This window comes from Gulosibacter sediminis, assembly GCF_014904065.1.
GTDB classification, from domain to species: domain Bacteria; phylum Actinomycetota; class Actinomycetes; order Actinomycetales; family Microbacteriaceae; genus Gulosibacter; species Gulosibacter sediminis.
The window spans coordinates 25,488-43,447 of record NZ_JACXJG010000021.1; the positions used below are offsets into that span (position 1 = coordinate 25,488).

Annotated in this window: 21 protein-coding genes and 1 pseudogene (1 of these 22 only partly in view); 16 read left to right on the plus strand and 6 right to left on the minus strand. The window is 68.5% G+C overall.

The features are described 5' to 3' along the window. Positions 1-21: 21 nt before the first annotated feature. Positions 22-1,251 carry an L-2-hydroxyglutarate oxidase gene (lhgO, locus tag ID132_RS10885; protein ID WP_193128611.1) on the minus strand — a complete coding sequence of 410 codons (1,230 nt, stop codon included), beginning with the start codon at positions 1,249-1,251 and terminating at the stop codon, positions 22-24. Between the two features lie 50 nt (positions 1,252-1,301). Here lhgO and ID132_RS10890 point away from each other — a divergent pair, with 50 nt between their 5' ends. Beyond that, complete coding sequence (locus tag ID132_RS10890; protein ID WP_193128612.1) at positions 1,302-2,012, plus strand: GntR family transcriptional regulator; 711 nt, start codon at positions 1,302-1,304, stop codon at positions 2,010-2,012. A gap of 76 nt (positions 2,013-2,088) precedes the next feature. Here ID132_RS10890 and ID132_RS10895 read toward each other — a convergent pair whose 3' ends face one another. Further along, on the minus strand, positions 2,089-2,823 hold the full coding sequence (locus tag ID132_RS10895; RefSeq protein WP_193128613.1) for an SDR family NAD(P)-dependent oxidoreductase: 735 nt from the start codon (positions 2,821-2,823) through the stop codon (positions 2,089-2,091). Between the two features lie 2 nt (positions 2,824-2,825). Beyond that, positions 2,826-3,590 (minus strand): SDR family NAD(P)-dependent oxidoreductase, encoded by a 765-nt coding sequence (locus ID132_RS10900; protein WP_328744278.1) that lies wholly within the window; start codon positions 3,588-3,590, stop codon positions 2,826-2,828. A 164-nt stretch (positions 3,591-3,754) separates the two neighbouring features. On the opposite strand from ID132_RS10900, the gene ID132_RS10905 reads away from it, so the two are divergent. The 14 genes from ID132_RS10905 to ID132_RS10965 all read left to right on the plus strand — a co-directional run bounded on the left by ID132_RS10905 (position 3,755) and on the right by ID132_RS10965 (position 14,735). Beyond that, positions 3,755-4,423, plus strand: a complete 669-nt coding sequence (locus tag ID132_RS10905; protein WP_193128615.1) for a GntR family transcriptional regulator — start codon at positions 3,755-3,757, stop codon at positions 4,421-4,423. Positions 4,424-4,555: 132 nt separating this feature from the next. Continuing rightward, a complete protein-coding gene (locus ID132_RS10910) occupies positions 4,556-5,755 on the plus strand; it encodes an iron-containing alcohol dehydrogenase (protein WP_193128616.1) in 1,200 nt (399 codons plus the stop codon). Positions 5,756-5,775: 20 nt separating this feature from the next. Further along, complete coding sequence (locus ID132_RS14460) at positions 5,776-6,663, plus strand: aldehyde dehydrogenase family protein (RefSeq protein WP_328744281.1); 888 nt, start codon at positions 5,776-5,778, stop codon at positions 6,661-6,663. Next, positions 6,593-7,228, plus strand: coding sequence for an aldehyde dehydrogenase family protein (locus tag ID132_RS14465; RefSeq protein ID WP_328744303.1), 636 nt, complete (start codon positions 6,593-6,595; stop codon positions 7,226-7,228). Before ID132_RS14460 ends, ID132_RS14465 begins: the two co-directional genes overlap by 71 nt. A gap of 11 nt (positions 7,229-7,239) precedes the next feature. After that, positions 7,240-7,992: an SDR family NAD(P)-dependent oxidoreductase gene (locus ID132_RS10920; protein ID WP_193128617.1), complete on the plus strand. Its 753-nt coding sequence runs from the start codon at positions 7,240-7,242 to the stop codon at positions 7,990-7,992. Positions 7,993-8,053: 61 nt separating this feature from the next. After that, the gene (locus tag ID132_RS10925; protein ID WP_193128618.1) at positions 8,054-9,322 is read left to right on the plus strand and encodes an ABC transporter substrate-binding protein; all 1,269 of its coding nucleotides are present in this window, start codon (positions 8,054-8,056) and stop codon (positions 9,320-9,322) included. Between the two features lie 13 nt (positions 9,323-9,335). Next, entirely contained in the window at positions 9,336-10,223 is an 888-nt protein-coding gene (locus tag ID132_RS10930; RefSeq protein ID WP_193128619.1) for a branched-chain amino acid ABC transporter permease, read from the plus strand. After that, the gene (locus ID132_RS10935; protein WP_193128620.1) at positions 10,223-11,206 is read left to right on the plus strand and encodes a branched-chain amino acid ABC transporter permease; all 984 of its coding nucleotides are present in this window, start codon (positions 10,223-10,225) and stop codon (positions 11,204-11,206) included. Before ID132_RS10930 ends, ID132_RS10935 begins: the two co-directional genes overlap by 1 nt. A gap of 2 nt (positions 11,207-11,208) precedes the next feature. Continuing rightward, on the plus strand, positions 11,209-12,000 hold the full coding sequence (locus ID132_RS10940; protein WP_193128621.1) for an ABC transporter ATP-binding protein: 792 nt from the start codon (positions 11,209-11,211) through the stop codon (positions 11,998-12,000). Further along, entirely contained in the window at positions 11,993-12,409 is a 417-nt protein-coding gene (locus ID132_RS14070) for an ABC transporter ATP-binding protein (protein WP_235988507.1), read from the plus strand. The genes ID132_RS10940 and ID132_RS14070 overlap by 8 nt, the downstream gene beginning before the upstream one ends. Before the next feature lie 7 nt (positions 12,410-12,416). Continuing rightward, entirely contained in the window at positions 12,417-12,698 is a 282-nt protein-coding gene (locus tag ID132_RS14075) for an ATP-binding cassette domain-containing protein (RefSeq protein WP_235988509.1), read from the plus strand. Further along, positions 12,688-13,725 carry a zinc-dependent alcohol dehydrogenase gene (locus tag ID132_RS10950; protein WP_193128622.1) on the plus strand — a complete coding sequence of 346 codons (1,038 nt, stop codon included), beginning with the start codon at positions 12,688-12,690 and terminating at the stop codon, positions 13,723-13,725. Before ID132_RS14075 ends, ID132_RS10950 begins: the two co-directional genes overlap by 11 nt. Positions 13,726-13,760: 35 nt before the next feature. Further along, positions 13,761-14,330, plus strand: coding sequence for a hypothetical protein (locus tag ID132_RS10955; protein ID WP_193128623.1), 570 nt, complete (start codon positions 13,761-13,763; stop codon positions 14,328-14,330). A gap of 213 nt (positions 14,331-14,543) precedes the next feature. Next, a complete protein-coding gene (locus ID132_RS10965; RefSeq protein WP_211198394.1) occupies positions 14,544-14,735 on the plus strand; it encodes a hypothetical protein in 192 nt (63 codons plus the stop codon). A gap of 5 nt (positions 14,736-14,740) precedes the next feature. Here the strand turns inward: ID132_RS10965 and ID132_RS10970 are convergent, their stop codons facing one another. From ID132_RS10970 to ID132_RS10980, 3 genes are all read right to left on the minus strand, one after another. Beyond that, positions 14,741-15,664, minus strand: a complete 924-nt coding sequence (locus tag ID132_RS10970; protein ID WP_125107732.1) for a transketolase family protein — start codon at positions 15,662-15,664, stop codon at positions 14,741-14,743. Continuing rightward, positions 15,661-16,554, minus strand: coding sequence for a transketolase (locus ID132_RS10975; protein ID WP_193128626.1), 894 nt, complete (start codon positions 16,552-16,554; stop codon positions 15,661-15,663). The genes ID132_RS10970 and ID132_RS10975 overlap by 4 nt, the downstream gene beginning before the upstream one ends. Before the next feature lie 89 nt (positions 16,555-16,643). Next, positions 16,644-17,666 carry an AraC-like ligand-binding domain-containing protein gene (locus ID132_RS10980; protein WP_235988511.1) on the minus strand — a complete coding sequence of 341 codons (1,023 nt, stop codon included), beginning with the start codon at positions 17,664-17,666 and terminating at the stop codon, positions 16,644-16,646. A gap of 194 nt (positions 17,667-17,860) precedes the next feature. Here ID132_RS10980 and ID132_RS10985 point away from each other — a divergent pair. Then, positions 17,861-17,960: pseudogene (locus ID132_RS10985) on the plus strand (MFS transporter) (it continues 1,336 nt past the right edge of the window).

The window sequence follows — 17,960 nt, forward strand, 5'->3', positions numbered from 1 at the left end:
TCGACGCTCCGGCCGCGGTGCCTACGCCGCGCGCGCCGTGCCGAGCTCGTAGCGCTCGGCAAGCTCGTCGACGAGGTACTCGGCGATCGCCATCGACGAGGTCGCGCCGGGCGACGGGGCATTGCGCAGGAACATCGCGCCACCGCTTTGCTGAATTACAAAGTCGTCGACCATGTTGCCCTGGCGGTCGACGGCCTGGGCGCGCACACCTCGGGGCGCACGCTTCCCCTTCGCGCCTTCGAGCTGCGGCACGAACTTCGCGGCACCCTCGACGAAGCGGTCCATCGAGATCACGCCGCCGAGTTCGCGCAGCGCGGCGCCGGCGTTCTGCGATGCGAACTTCCAGAATCCCGCATCCTTCGCGATGGCGAGCGAGTCGCGCAGGCTGAACGGAAAACCCTTGTACTGCTCGCGAGCGAACGAGAGAAACGCGTTCGGGCCGATCATGAGCTCGCCGTCGATGCGGCGGGTGATGTGCACACCGAGGAACGGATATGCGGGGTCGGGTACTGGGTAGATGAGCCCGTTCACGACGTCGGCGTGCTCGTGCTCGAGGATGAAGTACTGGCCGAAGAACGGCAGGATGCTCGGGTCGGCACCGGCGCCGGAGGCGCGCGCGAGCCGGTCGGACTGCAGCCCGCCGCAGACGATCGCGTGGTCGAAGACTTCGGCGCTCGTCGTGCTGATCACGGTGACGAATCCGTTCGCGCTCTGGACTCGCTCGACCTCGGTGCTGAGGCGGATCTCGCCGCCGTCGCGCTCGAAGTCGGCGACGAGTGCCATGGTCAGCCCGGTGTAGTCGATGATCGCGGTGTGGGGCGAGTGCACGGCGGCTTCGCCGACGACGTTGGGCTCGAGCTCGCGCAGGCGCTCGGCGCCGATGAGGGCCACGTCGGGCACGCCGTTCGCGGTCGCCTTCTTGTGGATCTCGACGAGGCGCTCGCGCTCGACCTCGTTCTGCGCGACGACGACCTTGCCGCACTCGTCAATCGCGACGTCGTTTTCGACAGCAAAGTTCGTGATGAGGTCGACGCCGCGGCGGCACAGCCGCGCCTTGAGACTGCCGGGCTGGTAGTAGAGTCCGGCGTGCACGACGCCGGAGTTGTGGCCGGTCTGGTGGCCAGCGACGTGATCCTCCTTCTCAAAGAGCACGACGTGCGACTGCGGGTAGCGCTGCTTGAGCTCGCGCGCGACCGCGGCACCGATGATGCCGGCGCCGATCACAGCGATACGGGTGGTTGGGGTGGTCATAGGGGGAGCCCCTTTCTGAGAGACGTTGTGGAGAATGAGAGACTGTCGCCATGGCGACGGTGAATGATCGAGGCCCGACACTGAGCGAGCGTGCCGTGGGGCAGCTGCGACGGGCGATTGTCCTCGGCGAACTCGAGGCGGGGGAGCGGTACTCGGCAACCGAACTCGGCGAGCGTTTCGGCATGTCGCGCACGCCCATCCGCGAGGCCACGCAGGAGCTCGCGCGCCTCGGCCTCGTGTCGGTCGAGCGCAACCGGGGCATCCGCGTGCTGCCGACCAGTCTTGAGGCATTCGTTGAGGGGTTCGAAGTGCGGCTCATGCTCGAGGTGCCGCTCGCGCGCCGCGCGGCGAGTGCGGCGACGCCCGAGCAGCGCGCCGAGATTGCCGCACAGTTCGCGCACTTCGTCGAGGTGGCCGAGTCGGACGACGTCGACGCGACGTTGCGCTGCGACCGCGACTTTCACCGGGGCCTGCTCGAGGTTGCCGGCAATGTGCGCGCCGTCGAGGTGCTCACCGAGCAACGAAACATGGTGCTGAAGACCGGCGTCGGCACGGTGCCGCACATGCGCAGCACGGTCGAGTGCGCCGAGGATCACCGCGCGATTGTTGACGCGGTGGCGAGCGGCGACGGCGAGGCAGCGGGGGCGGCGATGCGCTCGCATATCCTCAACACCGCCGAGCTGCTGCTGCGGCAGGAGTCGGCGAGCCGTGCCGACTTTGGCGCGCCGGATGCGCTGGTTGCGCTCGAACGGCTGGTCTAGTCCGCGCATCCTCACCCTCCTCGCAAGTTGCATGTAACTCTTGCAGTGTTGCATGCAACTCAAGATGCTGCAAGCGCTACGCCATGTAGAGGCCGCCATTGATGTCGAGCTGCACGCCCGTGATGAAGGAGGCATCGGGCGACAACAGGAACGCGACCGCGCGGGCGACCTCCTCGGGCTCACCNTGGCGGCCGAGCGGCGTGTCGGCGGCCCACTCGTGGCCGTGCTTCGACACGGAGTCATGGGTCATGCGGGTGCGGATGATGCCCGGCGACACCGCGTTCGCGCGGATCCCGCGCGAACCGAGCTCGAGCGCGAGGGTGCGGGTGAACGCGACGATCGCGCCCTTCGACGCGGCGTAGTGGGCGTGGCCGCGCGAGCCGCGCTCCCCAGCGACTGAGGCGAACGTCACGATTGCGGCGTCGTCGTTGAGCCTCGGCAGCAGCTTGCTCGTGAGCGCGAACACCGCGTCGAGATTGATCGACAGCGTCTGCCGCCACTGCGCGAAGGTGAGCTCGGCGAGGGGCGCCTCGAGGTAGATGCCCGCAGCGGGTGCGAAGCCGTCGACCCCGCCGAGCGCCTCGGCCGCCGCGACGATGCGCGCCTGCACCTCGTCGTCGGTGCCGTCGCCGGCGACGTGCACGACCTCGGCGGATGCGGCGAGCTCGGCCGGTAAGGCCGCGAGCGCGTCGGGGGAGAGGTCGTGCAGCACGAGCCGCGCTCCCTCAGCGCGCAGCAGGAGCGCGAGTGCAGAGCCGATGCCGCCCGCGGCGCCGGTGATGACGACGGTCTTGTCGGTGAAGCGCACCATGACTACGCCTCCTCGTACCACTCGCCGGCGACGGTCATCGCAGCGTCGACCATGAGGTTGTGGCCGCTGATGTAGCTCGCCTCGGCGCCGAGGAGGAAGACAATGGGGCCCGCGATCTCGGCTGGGTCGGCGAAGCGTCGCATCGGGATGCGCCGGCTGATGAGTTCGGTATTGAGGCGTCCCTCGGCTTCGAGCTTGCGGTTGAACGGGGTGTCGACGTAGCCGGGGCCGACCGAGTTCGCGCGAATGCCGTCACGTGCCCACTCGACCGCGAGGGTCTTCGTGAACCCATCGATGCCGTGCTTCACCGCGTTGTAGCTCGCGCGCTGGGGCATGCCCACCTTGCTCGCGACCGAAGTGAGGTTAACGATCGCGCCCCGGCCCGCGCATAGCAGCGGATAGGCGGCGCGGGAGGCGCGCATTGTGCCGTCAAGGTGCACGCTGATGAGGAAGCTCCAGTCCTCATCGCTGAGCTCGGCGGTGGGGCGGGGCCGGGCGACGCCCGCGCTGTTCACGAGGCCGTGCAGCACGCCCTCGGTCGTCGCGATGTCGGCAAACGCCACATCGACGCTCTCGCGCGAGGTCACGTCGACGACGATGCCCCGCGCGCGGTCACCGAGCTGTGCGACCGCCTCGTCGAGGGTGGATCGGTTGAGGTCGAGCAGCACCACGCGGCGCGCGGGGTCGCGCAGCCAGCGCGTCGCGGTGGCAAAGCCGATGCCGCTGGCACCGCCGGTAATAGCGAGAATCTGGTCGGGCTCGGTCACAGAGCACTCCTTCGTGCGGGTAGTCGAGGTTCTGCCCGAAACCCTACTCCGAAATTGCAAATTGGATCCAAATGGGCGAATGCCGACCTTATGCTGGATGCAATTCCGCGGCACTCGCGGCATGATGAATGCGAAGGTTGCCGGCACCAGAGAGGGAGCGACGTGTGAGGACCAGCGACGCCAGCGGGAGCGAGGGCATCACCGACGCGCTACGCACGCTCATTCTCACGGGTGAGCTCGCACCGGGGGAGCGCATCCGGCAGGAGGAACTCGCCGAGCGCTTCGAGACCAGCCGCATGCCGGTGCGCGTCGCGCTGAAGCAGCTCGAGGCTGAGGAGCTCGTGCTGCTCCGTCCCAACGCGGGTGCCTGGGTGAGCAGCATCGACCACGAGGACTTTGTGCAGACGTACCAGCTGCGCGAGGTGCTCGAGCCCTTCGCGATTCGCGCCAGCTTGCCGAAGTTGACCGATGAACACCGCGAGCGTATCCACGAGTTGGCGGCGGCCACGGCCGAGGTAACGGGTCGCTTGGATGTGGTGGAGGAGTTCACGCGCCGCGACCGCGAGTTCCACCTCGCGACCTTCGCCGGCGTGCGCGAGGAGTCGCTCTACGAGCGCGTCGTGCAGCTGTGGAATAAGACCCAGCGCTATCGCCGCATCACGGTGCCGCGCTTCACCAACGCCGACAACGTCGCAACGCACGCCGACCACCAGCTCATTTCCTACTACATCGACCACAACGATGCCGAGTCGCTCGGCGAGGTGCTGCGCCTGCACATTCGCCGCACGCGCATCCTCGGCGAGGCGAGCATCGAGGCACTCGGCGAGGGGTAGCTGGATCCAATCGGGTTGACGGTTGCGTGCAACTGTGGTTCGATCGGGAACTGTTGGATCCAATGATGGATCCCTGGGGCGCGCATCGCGTCCCCTGCGCAGTTCCCGCACCGAGCACAGAAAGAAGCGACGATGACGTCCGCACCCTGGTGGCCGAATCCGGTTTCCGACTCGATCTTCCTCGCTCCCGCCGCCGTCGTTGGCGGCGCCGGCAGCGCCCGACGCCTGCCCGACACCCTCCGCAAGCACTCGAGCTACGAGGGCGGCACCGTCCTGCTCGCGGTTGACGACGCGGTTGTCGGCGCCGGGCTCATCCACCCGATTGAGGCGGGCCTGCGCGACGGCGGCATCGATGTGCTCGTGCGCGGTGGTTTCGGCGCCGAGCCCACGGCCGAGGTCGTCGATAAGGTCGCACAGGTCGCCCGCGACGCCGGGGCCACCGCAGTCATCGGTATCGGCGGCGGCTCGGTGCTCGACTCGTCGAAGCTCATCGCGCTCATGCTGCGCCAGGGCGGCACGAGCGCCGACTGGGTCGGCCCCGTTGCCGACGAGCTCGCCCTCGCCCCGCTTGTGCTCGTGCCCACCACGGTCGGCACCGGCTCCGAGGCGACGAACATCGCCATGGTCACGGTCGACGGCGCCAAGCGCGCCTCGGTCTGCAGCAGCTACGTGCCCGAGGTTGCCGTGCTCGACCCCGAGCTCGTCGGCAGCCTGCCGAACAAGGTGATCGCGGCGACGGGCATGGATGCGCTCGCGCACGCCGTTGAGGCACTCATGTCGTCGAAGGCGTCGATACTCTCGGCCCACGCCTCCTTCCACACCATGGAGCTGCTCGTCGCGAACCTCGAGGCCGCCTACAACGGCGACGCCGAGGCGCTCGCGCGCACGCAGTGGGCTTCGCACCTCGGTGGGCAGGCGCTCAACGCGGGTGTCGTCGTCGGCCACTCGATCGCGTACTCGTTCGCGCACGTCACCCCGATGCCGCACGGCGTCTCGTGCGCCCTCGCGTTGCCGTACTGCATCGCCTACAACCAGCACCTCGAGCCGCGGCTTGCCGAACGCATCGCCCTCGCGCTGACGAACGGCGCGAGCGCCTCGCTGCGCGACGCCGCCGACGCCGTGCAGCAGCTCGCGCGGCGCATGGGCCTGCCGACGACGCTCGGCGAGGCGCGCATCGGCGCCGATCAGGTCGACGAGCTCGCCCGCTACTGCAACGCCGAATACCAGCGCCCCACCAACCCCGAGGCGATGGACGAGCCGCGCCTGCGCGCGCTCTTTGCCGCAGTCGAGACCGGCGACCTCGACGCGGCCTTCGCCGCCACCGCCAACTGAGCACCTGAGGAGCACTCCACATGCAGATCGGACACCTGAAGAACCTCATCGGCGGCGAGTTCGTCGATGCCAGCGCTGGTGGCACCCTCGAGGTGACGAACCCCGCGACCGCGGGCGACATCGTCGGCAGCGTGCCGGCGATGACCGCCGACGAGCTCCCCGCCGTCTTCGAGGCGGCCCGCGCGGGCGCGGCCGAGTGGCGCCGGGCGAACGGCCTCACCCGGGGCGCGGTGCTGCTGCGCACCGCCGCGCTGATCCGCGAGCACGCGACCGAGCTGCGCGACGTCATCGTTGCCGAGCTCGGCAAGACCGTCGCCGACGCGGCGGGCGAGGTCGGCAAGACCGCCGAATTCTTCGAGTACTACGGCGGCATGGGGCGTGACGAGTTCGGCGGCCTCCTCGCCGACGGCCGCCCAAACACCTTCGCGGCGCGCGTGCAGGAGCCCCTCGGCGTTGTCGTGCTCGTCACGCCGTGGAACGACCCGCTGCTCACCCCGGCCCGCAAGCTCGGCCCGGCGCTCATCTCGGGAAATGCGGTCGTGATCAAGCCAGCATCGGCGACCCCGCTCATCCTGCTCAAGCTCGCCGAGCTGTTCCAGGAGGCCGGGCTGCCCGCGGGCGTGCTCAACACCGTCACGGGTCGCGGCCGCGACCTCGGAGACACGCTCTTTGTCGACGACTCGATTCGTGCCGTCTCGTTTACCGGCTCGACCGCCGTCGGCCTCGAGCTGCAGCGCAAGCTCGCGGGCCGCGGCATTCGCGTGCAGACCGAGATGGGTGGCAAGAACGCCGCGGTCGTGCTCGCCGACGCCGACCTCGACCTCGNCAATTCCCACCATCGCCGCGGGCGCCTACGGCCAGGCCGGCCAGCGCTGCACCGCGACGAGCCGTCTCATCGTGCAGCGTGAAGTCGCCGCCGAGGTGCGCGAGCGACTCGCCGACTACGTGCGCGGCATCAACGTCGCGCCGGGCACCGCCGAGGGCGTCGCGATGGGCCCCGTCGTCGACGAGGGCGCGCAGCAGGAGATTCGCGGCCATGTCGAGCGCGCGGTCGCCGAGGGCGCGACCGTCGTGGCCCGCACTGAGCTCACGGGCGCGGCCGCCGAGGCCGGTGCCTTCGTCGAGCCAACGCTGCTCGACGTCACGCGCGAGCACAATATCTGGCGCACCGAGGTGTTCGGCCCAGTCGTCGGGATGCTCGAGGTCGACAGCTTCGGGGAGGCGGTCGAGGCCGTGAACGACTCGAGCTACGGTCTCTCGGCCGCGATCTTTACGAAGAACCTTGGCTCGGCGATGCAGTTTGTCGCACAGATCGACACCGGCCAAGTGTCGGTCAACCAGCCCACGAGCGGCTGGGACATCCACCACCCCTTCGGCGGGTTCAAAGACTCGGGTTCGGGCTACAAGGAACAGGGCGAGGTCGCCCTTGAGTTCTACACCCGCACCAAGGCCGTCGCGATTCGCACGCACTAGAAAGCAGCAGCATGTCACTTCACGACCGTTTCTCGCTCGCGGGCAAGACCTCCATCGTGACCGGCGGTAGTCGCGGGCTCGGCAAAGCGATGGCCCGTGGCCTCGTCGACGCCGGCGCGCGCGTCGTCGTGGTGGCGCGCTCGGAGGATGCGGTGGCCGCCACCGCCGACGAGCTCGGCGCGATCGGTATCGCGGCCGACGTCACCGCCGCCCCCGCGCGGCTGCTCGATGACGCCGAGGTCGCCCTCAGCGCGCCGCTCGACATCGTGCTCCACGCCGCTGGCGGGCAGCACCGCCAGGCCGCCGAGCACTTCGACCCCGAGCAGTGGGAGCGCCTGCTGCGCATCAACCTCACGGCGCCGTTCGCACTGAGCCAGGAGCTCGGCCGCCGCCAGCTCGACCGCGGCACGGGTGGCTCGCACATCTTCATCGGCTCGCTCACGAGCACGATCTCGATGCCGCAGATCTCGGCGTACACCGCGACAAAGTCCGGCGTCTATGGCGTCGCCCGCAGCCTCTCCTCTGAGTGGTCGGGCCGCGGTATCCGCGCGAACGCGATCGCGCCCGGCTACTTCCGCACCGAGCTCACCGAGGCCGTGTTCACCGACGAGCAGCGGTACGCCGAAATGCTCGCACGCATCCCGATGGGCCGCTTCGGCGACCCGGAGGAGCTCGCTGGCGCCGCCGTGTTCCTTGCTTCCGACGCCGCCTCGTACCTCACGGGGCAGCTCATCACCGTCGACGGCGGCTGGACCGCCGCCTAATCTGCACCCTTCCCCTCGCTCTGGCTCACCTCGGCCAGCTCCTCAGAACAACGGAGTTCAGATGAATCCACTGCATGCAAGTTTCGATCGGCGAAGCCTGTTCCGCTTCGGCGGTGCGGCCGCCGTCGCCGTCGCGGCGGGCAGCTCGCTCGCGGCCTGTTCGGCGCCCGGCACGACCGAGGAGGTGCTTCGCCTCGGCGTCATGATGCCGATGTCGGGCACGAATGCGCTCCTCGGCCAGGCCTCTTGGGAGGGCGTCGAGATGGCGGTCGCCGACCGCAACGAACGCGGCGGCGTCGCCGGCAAGCGCGTCGAAGTCGTACTCGCCGACGTGCCCGACGTCAACGCCGCGACCTCCGAGGCCCGCCGTCTCGTCTTCAACAACAACATCAAGCTCGGCCTCGGCACCTACAGCTCGTCGCTGTCGACCGCGGCAAGCGAGGTCTTCGCCCGCACCGGCAACAGCTTCGTCGAGCTCGGCGCCGTCGCGGCCGGTATCACCGACCGCGGCTACCCGCGCGTCTACCGCATCAACCCTGCCTCGACGAAGCAGACCGAGCAGGCGCTGAAGTTCACTGCCGAAGTGCTCGCGCCGAAGCTCGACAAGAAGCCATCCGACCTCAAACTCATGATGGTGCATGAGGACTCGAACTACGGCCAGTCGGTCACGGCGAGCGCCGACACGAACGCCGAAGCGCTCGGCATGTCGTTCGCTGACCACGAGGCCTACTCGGCAAAGCAGACCGACCTCTCGTCGACCGTTGCGCGCATCAAGCAGGCCGCGCCCGACGTCATCCTTGCCGTGTCCTATGCCTCCGACGCCGTGCTCCTCGGCCGCCAGATGCGCGACGCCGGCGTCAAGGTCGGCGCGTTCATCGGCATCGGCGGCGGCTACACGCTGCAGGAGTTCGGGGATGCGCTCGGCTCGGCCGCCGAGGGCGTCTACGACTGCGACTTCCCGCAGCCGCGCCTCAGCCCTGAGGCAGCGCCCGAGCTCGCGGGCTTCCTCGAGCGCTACGAGAAGAGGTACAACAAGTTCCCGAGCTCGGGCTACCCGCAGGGCAACTACGCGGGCACCTCGTACGTGCTCGACATCCTCGAGCTCACCGGCGGCAGTGACGACCCCGACGCCTTCCACGAAGCGGCACTGAAGTACGAGGCGCCGAACAGCCAGAGCGTCAACACCTGGGGCTACAAGATGGGCACGAACAACCAGAACGAGCGCTCCGAGGACTACGTCATGCAGTGGCAAGACAACGAGCTCGTCACGGTGTTCCCGACCGAGGTCGCCGTCTCCGAGCCCAAACACACCAGCCCGTTCGGACAGTGAGGTCAGCGAAGCCATGACATTCCTCATTCAAGCCCTCGTCGCCGGGCTCCTGCTCGGCGGGGTCTACGCGCTCGTCGCGGTCGGCCTCAACATCATCTTCGGCGTCGTGAAGATCACGAACTTCGCGCACGGTGAGCTTGTGATGATCGCGATGTACTTCACGTGGTTCCTCTATACCTCGTGGAGCGTCAACCCGTATGTGTCGCTGCTCATCGTCACGCCCATCATGTTCATCTCGGGCGTGCTGCTGCAGAAGTTCATCCTCGAACCGATGCAGGAATCCTCGGCGAACATGAAAATCTTCGTCACGCTCGGGCTCTCGGTGTTCCTGCAGAACTTCGCGCTGTTCCTCTTCGGCGGCCAGTTCCGCACCGTCACGGTGGGCTGGGCGGAGCAGTCGATCTCGGTCGGGGGCGTGAGCGCCACCTACGGTCGCGTGATTGCCTTCGTCGTCGCGATCCTGCTCGTCGTCGCGCTGTTCTGGATGATGAAGCGCACGATGCTCGGCAAGGCGCTCGGCGCGATTGCCGAAGACCGCGACACCGCCCGGATGCTCGGCATCCCGGTCAAGCGCTACTACATGATCGCGATGGGCCTTGGTGCCGCCCTCACCGGCATCGCCGGCGTGCTGATCATCCCGTTCCAGGCCGCATACCCGCTTGTCGGCGCGCATTACACGCTCATGGCGTTTGTCGTCGTCGTGCTCGGCGGCCTCGGCAATATGACCGGCGCGCTCATCGGCGGCCTGTTCCTCGGCGTCATCGAGACCCTCACCGGAACCTACATCGACCCGGCGCTGCAACAGGTCGCAGTGTTCGCCGTCTTCATCGTCGTGCTGATCGTGCGCCCCCAGGGCATCTTCGGTGGCTCGGCTCGCAACGCAGAAGTGGGGCTCAAGTAATGTCGAACCGCAATATACTCGGCCTGGGCATCGCCGGCCTCGTCGCGCTGCTCCTGCCCCTTGTCGTGCATGACCAGTACGTGCTCCACATCGCCGTCATCACCCTTATCTACGTCGGCGTCACCGTCGCCTGGAACCTCATGGCGATCGGCGGCACACTCTCGCTGGGCCACGCCGCGTTCTTCGGTGTTGGCGCCTACACGGTGGCGATCCTCTACGTGAACCTCGGGGTCAACCCGTGGGTCGGCATCCTCGCCGCCATGGTCATGGCTGCCGCCGCGTCGATGGTGCTCGCGGTGCCGCTACTGCGGCTGCGCGGGCCGTTCTTTACCCTCTCGTCGCTCGCGTTCGTCGAGGTGCTGCGCCTGCTCGCGATCTGGGCGGTGCCGCTCACGAACGGCTCGGTCGGCATCACGACCCCGCCCGACCAGGGCTTCGCCTTCATCTCGTTCGAGAATCGCGAGCCGTACTACTTCATCGTGCTCGCCATGGTGATTGTCGCCGTCGCGTTCTCGGTCTGGCTCTACAACTCGCGCATCGGCTATCACCTGCGCGCGATGAAGACCGACGAAGAGGCGATCCGTGCGCTCGGCGTGCACACGAACGGCCTCAAGGTGGGCACGCTCGCCGTCTCGGCGGCGATCACCGGCGCGTTCGGCGCGTTTGCTGCCCTCTACCTGTTCGTGATCGAACCCGAAACCCAGTTCTCGATGACGCTCTACTCGGTGCAGCCGGCCCTGAACGGCATCATCGGTGGCATGGGCACGATCGTCGGCCCGATCATCGGTGCGGTGCTGATGACGCCGCTCGGTGAATGGCTGCGCACCTCGTTCTCGGGTGTGCAGGGCCTCAACTTCATGATCTACGGCGTCGCGCTCATCGTCATCNTGCGCCTCATGCCCGGTGGCCTCGTCGACGGCTGGAAGAAGCTGCGCGGCTGGATGCGCCGGGGCGCGAACTCGAACAAGAAGGACGGTGAGTAGTAATGGCGAATGACACTCTGCTCAAGGTGAGCAACGTCAGCAAGCGCTTCGGAGGTGTGCAGGCGGTCAACGACGTCTCGCTCGAACTCGGCGGTGACGAGATCATCGGCATCATCGGGCCGAACGGCGCTGGCAAGACCTCGTTCTTCAACCTCATCTCGGGGCTGTTCCCCGCCGACTCGGGCACGATCGAGTTCGATGGCAAGGACATCACGAAGACCGACCTGCCCACCCGCGCCCGCAGCGGCATCGGCCGCACGTTCCAGGTCGTGCGTCCGTTCTCGGGCATGACCGTCGTCGAGAATGTCATGGTGCCGGTGCTGATCAACCATCCCCGCCCATCCGTCGCCCGAGCCAAGGCGATGGAACTGCTCGACGAGCTCGGCATTGCCGATATCGCCGAGCGGCCCACCGAGTCGCTCACGCTTGCGATGCGCAAGCGCGTCGAGGTGGCGAAGGCGCTCGGCACCGAGCCGAAGCTGCTGCTCCTTGACGAGGTGCTCGCCGGCCTGAACAGCCGCGAGGTCACCGAGGTGCTGCCGTTCGTCACGCGGGTGCGCGACCGCGGCGTCGCGATTCTCATGATCGAGCACATCGTCGCGGCCGTCATGGAGGTCTCCGACCAGATGATGGTGCTCAACAACGGCCAGGTGCTCGCCGCAGGCGACCCGCAGGACGTCATCACCGACCCAAAGGTGATCGAGGCGTACCTCGGCACGAAGCACACCGACGACACAATCGCGAGCAACATCATCTCGGAAGCCGAGCAGCGAGGGAGCCAATCCAATGCTTGAGGTTCAGCACATCAGCGCCTTCTACGGCGACGCCCAGGCCATCGAAGACGTGTCGTTGACGCTGCCCGACAGCGGCATCACCGCCTTCCTCGGCCCGAACGCGGCCGGTAAGTCGACGACGCTGCGGGTCATCTCGGGCCTGCTCAAGGCGGCGAGCGGCAAGATCATCTTCAACGGTGAGGACATCACGAACGCGCCGGTGAAGCGCCGCGTCGAGCTCGGCATCGTGCAGGTGCCCGAGGGGCGCAAGCTCTTCGGGTCGATGTCGGTCGAAGACAACCTGCTGCTCGGCGGCTTCGTCAGCCGCGGGGACGGCAACGCCCAGTCGCGGCTCGACGAGGTCTACCACCACTTCCCGCGTCTGCTCGAGCGGCGCAAGCAAGAGGCCGGGCTGCTCTCGGGCNGGTGAGCAGCAGATGGTCGCCATCGGCCGCGGGCTCATGGCGAACCCGAAGGTGCTCATGATTGACGAGATGTCACTCGGCCTTGCCCCGGTGATCGTCGAGCAGATGTTCGCGCTCGTGCGCGAGATCGCGACTGCCGACATGACGGTGCTGCTGGTCGAGCAGCACGTGCAGAACGCGCTCGAGGTTTCCGAACACGGCACCATCATCGAGGGCGGGCAGTCGCGCCTCAGCGGCACAGCGCGCGAGTTGCTCGACAGCGACGTGGTGCGAGAGTCGTACTTTGGCAACTGAGCAGCTCGCAGCGCGGCTTCGCTCGCGCACGCCGTGGGATGTGGTGATCGACCGCGTGGTCGAGCCGAGCCCCGCGGCGGGCGAGGTGCGCATCCGCACCGAGGCCGTCGGCCTCTGTGGCAGCGACGTGCACGCGGTGCGCGCCGACGCGGGGTACGAGTGGGTGCCCGAGAACGTCGTCATCGGCCACGAAGTGGTGGGCGTGGTGGATGCGGTGGCCCAGGGCATCGACGCGGCGCTCGTCGGCCGTCGGGTCGTGCCGATCGCCATCGACGGCTGCGGCCACTGCGCGGTCTGCCGCGCCGGGCACACCAACCGCTGCCTCGAGCGCAACTGCATGGGCATGCACTTCGACGGCGGCCTCGCCGAGTCGTTCGTGTTCGCGGCCGACCGCCTGCACGTGCTCGCCGAGCAGTCGCTCGACGCCCGGCTCGCCGCGCTCATCGAGCCGATGGCCGTCGCGCACCAGGCGCTGCGGGGCATCGCGACCGCCTTCGACACCGAGGCCGCCGGGATCGAGCCGCTGCGGGGTGTCGAACTCTGCGTGAGCGGCCCCGGTGCCGTTGGCTTGCTCGCCGGCTGCGCCGCGCTCGCCGCCGGCGCGAACGTCACGATCAGCGGACCGCCCTCGGGCGCCGAGTCGCGCATGGCAGCGGCGCTCGCGCTCGACATGCGGGCGGATGCGCCCGGCCGCGAGTTCGACGCGTGGCTCGACGCCTCCGGCGCCGGAGTCGCCCTGCGCGGGGCGCTACCTCGAGTGCGCCGCGGCGGCGTCATCGGCGTGCCCGCGATGTTCGCGGCCGAGGTCGCGCTCGACATGAACGCGATCGTGCGCGGCCAGCTCACGTTGCGTGGCTCGTACGCCTACACCCGCGAGGACTTCGCGGCGGCCGAGCGCATCGTGGGGGAGCGCGCCGACGCGCTCCACGCCATCGTTGAGGAGTTCACCATTGCCGAGACCGTGACTGCGCTGCGCGCGGCGGCCGACGCGACCGTCGTGAAGCCGGTCGTCGTGTTCTCGGCGTAGCATCCCGGGATGCTCCCGGTTGGAAGGAGACCATCGTGGTTCGTTTTCTCACTGAGGCCAACATCGACGGACTCGTCGACCAGCGCGACGCGCTCGAGGCCGTGACCGACGCGCTGCGCGACCAGGGTCGCGGCGACTCGGGCAATGCGCCGCGAACGCGCGCGAAGCTCGGGCCGCTCGTGCTCAACGTGCTCGGCGGCAGCGTCGCGAGCGCGAACGCGATCGGTGCGAAGGTGTACGTCACCGGCAACGGCGCCGCGAAGTTCTGGGGCCTGCTGTTCGATGACGAGGGCGCGCTCACGACGCTCTACGAGGCCGACCGGCTCGGCCAGCTGCGCACCGGCGCTGCGAGCGGCGTCTCGGCCCGCGAGCTCGCGCCCGGCGGCGCTGACACCGTCGCGATCGTTGGCACCGGGTACCAGGCGCAGACGCAGGCCGAGGCGGTGCTGCTCGCCCTCGGCGCGACGAAGCTGCACGTTTACGGCCGCAACGCCGAGCGCGCCGACGCCTTCGCCGCGCTGCTTGCCGAGCGCACGGGCGTGACCGCGAGCCGCTTCGACACCATCGACGAGGCGATCGCCGACGNNACGTCGTCATCACCATGACGAGCGCGCACGACCCGGTGATCCTCCGCCGGCACATGCTGCCGGGCAAGCACTACATCTTCGCGGGCTCAAACAACCCCGCCAACTCCGAGGTCGAGCCCGAGGCGATGCGTGAGATCGACCTGCTCGTGACCGACGATGTCGTGGCCGCGCAGNCGCGAGGGCGGCACGCTCATCCGCGCCGCCGAGGCCGGGGCGATCGACTGGGCTGACGTGCGCGAGCTCGGCGAACTGCTCGCGCTCGGCGAGGTGCGCGGCGACGCGGATGCGATCACCGCCTTCGTCTCGCAGGGCGCCGGCTCGTGGGACACGGCGCTCGCGGCCGTCGCCGCCGCCCGGGCCGCCGAACGCGGCGTCGGCATCGACCTGCCGATCGACGGAGCCCCCGCCCGCGATCGCCGCTAGTCCTCCTAGAGCAGCGCGCGGACTCGCTCGGCGACGCGCTCGGGGCTGAGGCCGTACTTGTCGAGCAGGAAGTCGTTCGGGGCCGACTCCGACCAGGCGTCGGCGAGGCCGAGCACGCGCAACGGCGTCGACACGTCGTGGCGCGCGAACATTTCGGCGAGCAAGCCGCCGAGGCCACCGATCTCGGTGTGTTCCTCGACCGAGACGACGATCGGCGCACCCTCGAGCACAGCGAGCACCCGCGCGTCCTCGAGCGGCTTCAGCGTGGGCAGGTGCACGACTTGCGCGTCGACGCCAGCCGCCGCGAGCAGCTCGGCCGCCTCGAGCACGCGCGAGGCCTGCACGCCGGTCGACACGAGCGTGACGTCGCCGCCGCGACGCAGCGTGTGCACCGCGCCGAGCTCGAACTCGTAGTCGGCGTCGAACACCGGGGCGACCGCGTCGCGGGCGTAGCGAATGTAGACGGGTCCGTCGAAGCCAGCGGCCCATTCGGTGACCGCGCGGGCCTCGTGCTCGTCGGCGGGAGCGAGCACCGTCATGTTCGGCATCGCACGCATGATCGCCAAGTCCTCGATGTCCTGGTGCGTCTTGCCGCTCGAGCCGTTGAGCAGGCCCGAGTAGGCGGCGCAGAGGCGCACCGGCACCTTCGTCTGTGAGACGAGCATGCGAATCTGGTCGAGGGCGCGGTTCGTGAGAAACACCCCGAACGTCGACAGCCACGGACGGTAGCCGATCGTCGCGAGGCCGAAGGCCATGCCGACGAGGTTCTGCTCGGCGATGCCAACCTGCACGAACGCCTTCGGGTTCTGCTTCGCGACGGTGTCGGCCTTCGTCGAGGTGGCGAGGTCGCCGTCGAGCACGATCACGCGCTCATCGGTGACGCTGAGGCGGGCGAGGGTCTCGCCCCACACACTTCGTTGCGCGGTCATGCCTGCTCCTGCGTGAGGTCGAGGCGCGCCTGCGCCAGTTGTTCGGGGGTCGCGATGCCGTTGTGCCACGCGTAGGTGCCCTCGGTGAACGAGATGCCGCGGCCCTTCGAGGTGGTCGCGAGAATCACGGATGGGCGGCCGTCGCGGTCGCGCGCCTCGGTGACGGTGCTGAACGCGTCGAGGATCTCGGCGAAGTCGTGCCCGTCGATTTCGAGCACGTGCCACCCGAAGCCGGCGAACACCGCGGCGAGGTCGACGTGGCCGAGCGGCTCGCTGCGGTCGAAGCGGTCGTCGTCGTTCGCGGGCCAGCCGTACTGCTGGAGGCCGTTGAGGTCGATGATCGCGGTGAGGTTGTCGAGGCGGTAGCGCGGCGCCGAGAGTACGGTCTCCCACACCATCCCCTCTTCCATCTCGCCATCGCCGAGCATCACCCAGACGTGGTTATCGGATCCAAGTCGCTTCGCGCCGAGTGCCATGCCTGCGCCAGCTGAGAGGCCCTGGCCGAGCGAGCCGGTCGACGCGTCCACGCCGGGCGTGAGCCGCATGTCGGGGTGCCCCTGCAGGCGCGAGTCGCCGTGGTCGAACGTCGCGAGCTCGTCGATGGGGAAGAATCCGCGCATCGCGAGCACCGAGTAAAGGCCGATCGCATTGTGGCCCTTCGAGAGAATGAAGCGGTCGCGGCCCGGGTCCTGGGGGTTCTCCGGGTCGACTCGCAGCTGCGCGAAGTAGAGCGCGACGAGCAAGTCCATCGCCGAGAGCGGGCCGCCGACATGGCCGGCCTTCGAGGCGGTGACGGTGTTGATGACGTGCCAGCGGCCCTCGCGGGCGAGCGCTTCGAGCTCGTCGATGCGTGGCGCCGTCGTGGTGTGGGTCGCGTCGTTGGGTCCCATGCAGCCTCTCCCTTGATCTGCTGATTGGATCCAATCGTACTGTACGTGGGGCGCCCTTCGCCACGAGAAAGGTGGGGGCGGATGCGCGGCTAGCGGCCGAGCGCGTGCCGGCGCACGTCGCGGGGCGATTCGCCGTACGCCTGTTTGAAGGCCCGAGAGAAGTGGGCCGGGTCCTTAAAGCCCCAGCGGCTGCCGATCGCGGCGACCGAGACATCCGCGTGTTCTGGGCTCGTGAGGTCAAGGTAGGTGCGCTCGAGGCGGCGCGTGCGGATGTACGACGCGACCGTCTGGCCCTGGTCGTGGAAGAGGTTGTGAAGGTGGCGCACCGAAATGAACGCGTCGGCGGCGATCGAGTTCGGGCTGAGCCCCGGATCTCCCAGATTGTCGTCAATCCGGTCGCGCACCTGCTGCAGCAGCGAGAGGTGCGGGTCGGCGGCGAACTTCACGAGGTCGAGTTCGTTCGAGAGCAGAGTGTCGAGCAGGTCGACCGCGTTCTGCACGAGTTTCGCGCCCGCGGGGCCGCGCAACTCGTGCATGTTCGTGCCAAGGGTGGCGAGAAACGGCGAGACCACGCGGCCGAGCCCCTCCGAGCCGGCGAGCCGGATCGCCGTGAACTGCGACGAGAGGCGGTGCGGCACGCTGAGTCGCGCGTGCGGCAGCATGATCACGAGCGAGCGGAAGCGGTGCGTGAACTCGAGCTCGTAGGGCACAGAGGTGTCATAGATCGCGAGGTCGCCGGGGGAGAGCGTGACGCTGCGGCCGCTCTGGCGGAGCGTGCCCGTGCCCTCGAGGTGCAACGAGATCTTGCAGAAGTGCTCGGTCGCCTCGGCAATCTGCTCCGGCGTGCGCTCGACGAGCTGCGGGTCGGCGCGCACGTCGGTGAAGCCGACGCCGTGCACGTTGACGCCGTTGATGCGGCCGCGGAAGCGCTCGCCGAGCCCGCTCGTCACGATGAGCGGCACGAACGAGGCGTTTACTTCCTCCTGAAACTGCGCGAGCGTGAGGTTCACCGGGTCGAACGAGTCGCGCCCGCCGCCGGGCACGTGAATAGCACCGGTGGGCGCACCATCGGGGCCCTCGGTGACGTCGGTGTCCATCCATGCCTGCGACATTTGCCCCTCATCGTAGCCAGTCGAGCGTAGAGGCGGCCGGAGATCCTCCCAGAATTAGATTTGATTTCAAATACGATTCGACGGAAACTGAGGAGGCAACTTCTTCCGCGGTCGACGAGCGCCCGCATGCTCCGTCGCAGAAGAAGCGAACCTCACCAAGCCACGCTGCATCGTGGTTGACAAAGGAGTCCCCCATGTCTGAAACCTCCGCGGAGCAGCGCTCTGCGAAAGAGCGCCGGCGCGTCGTCGGCGCGACCATCGTCGGCACCACCATTGAGTGGTACGACTTCTTCA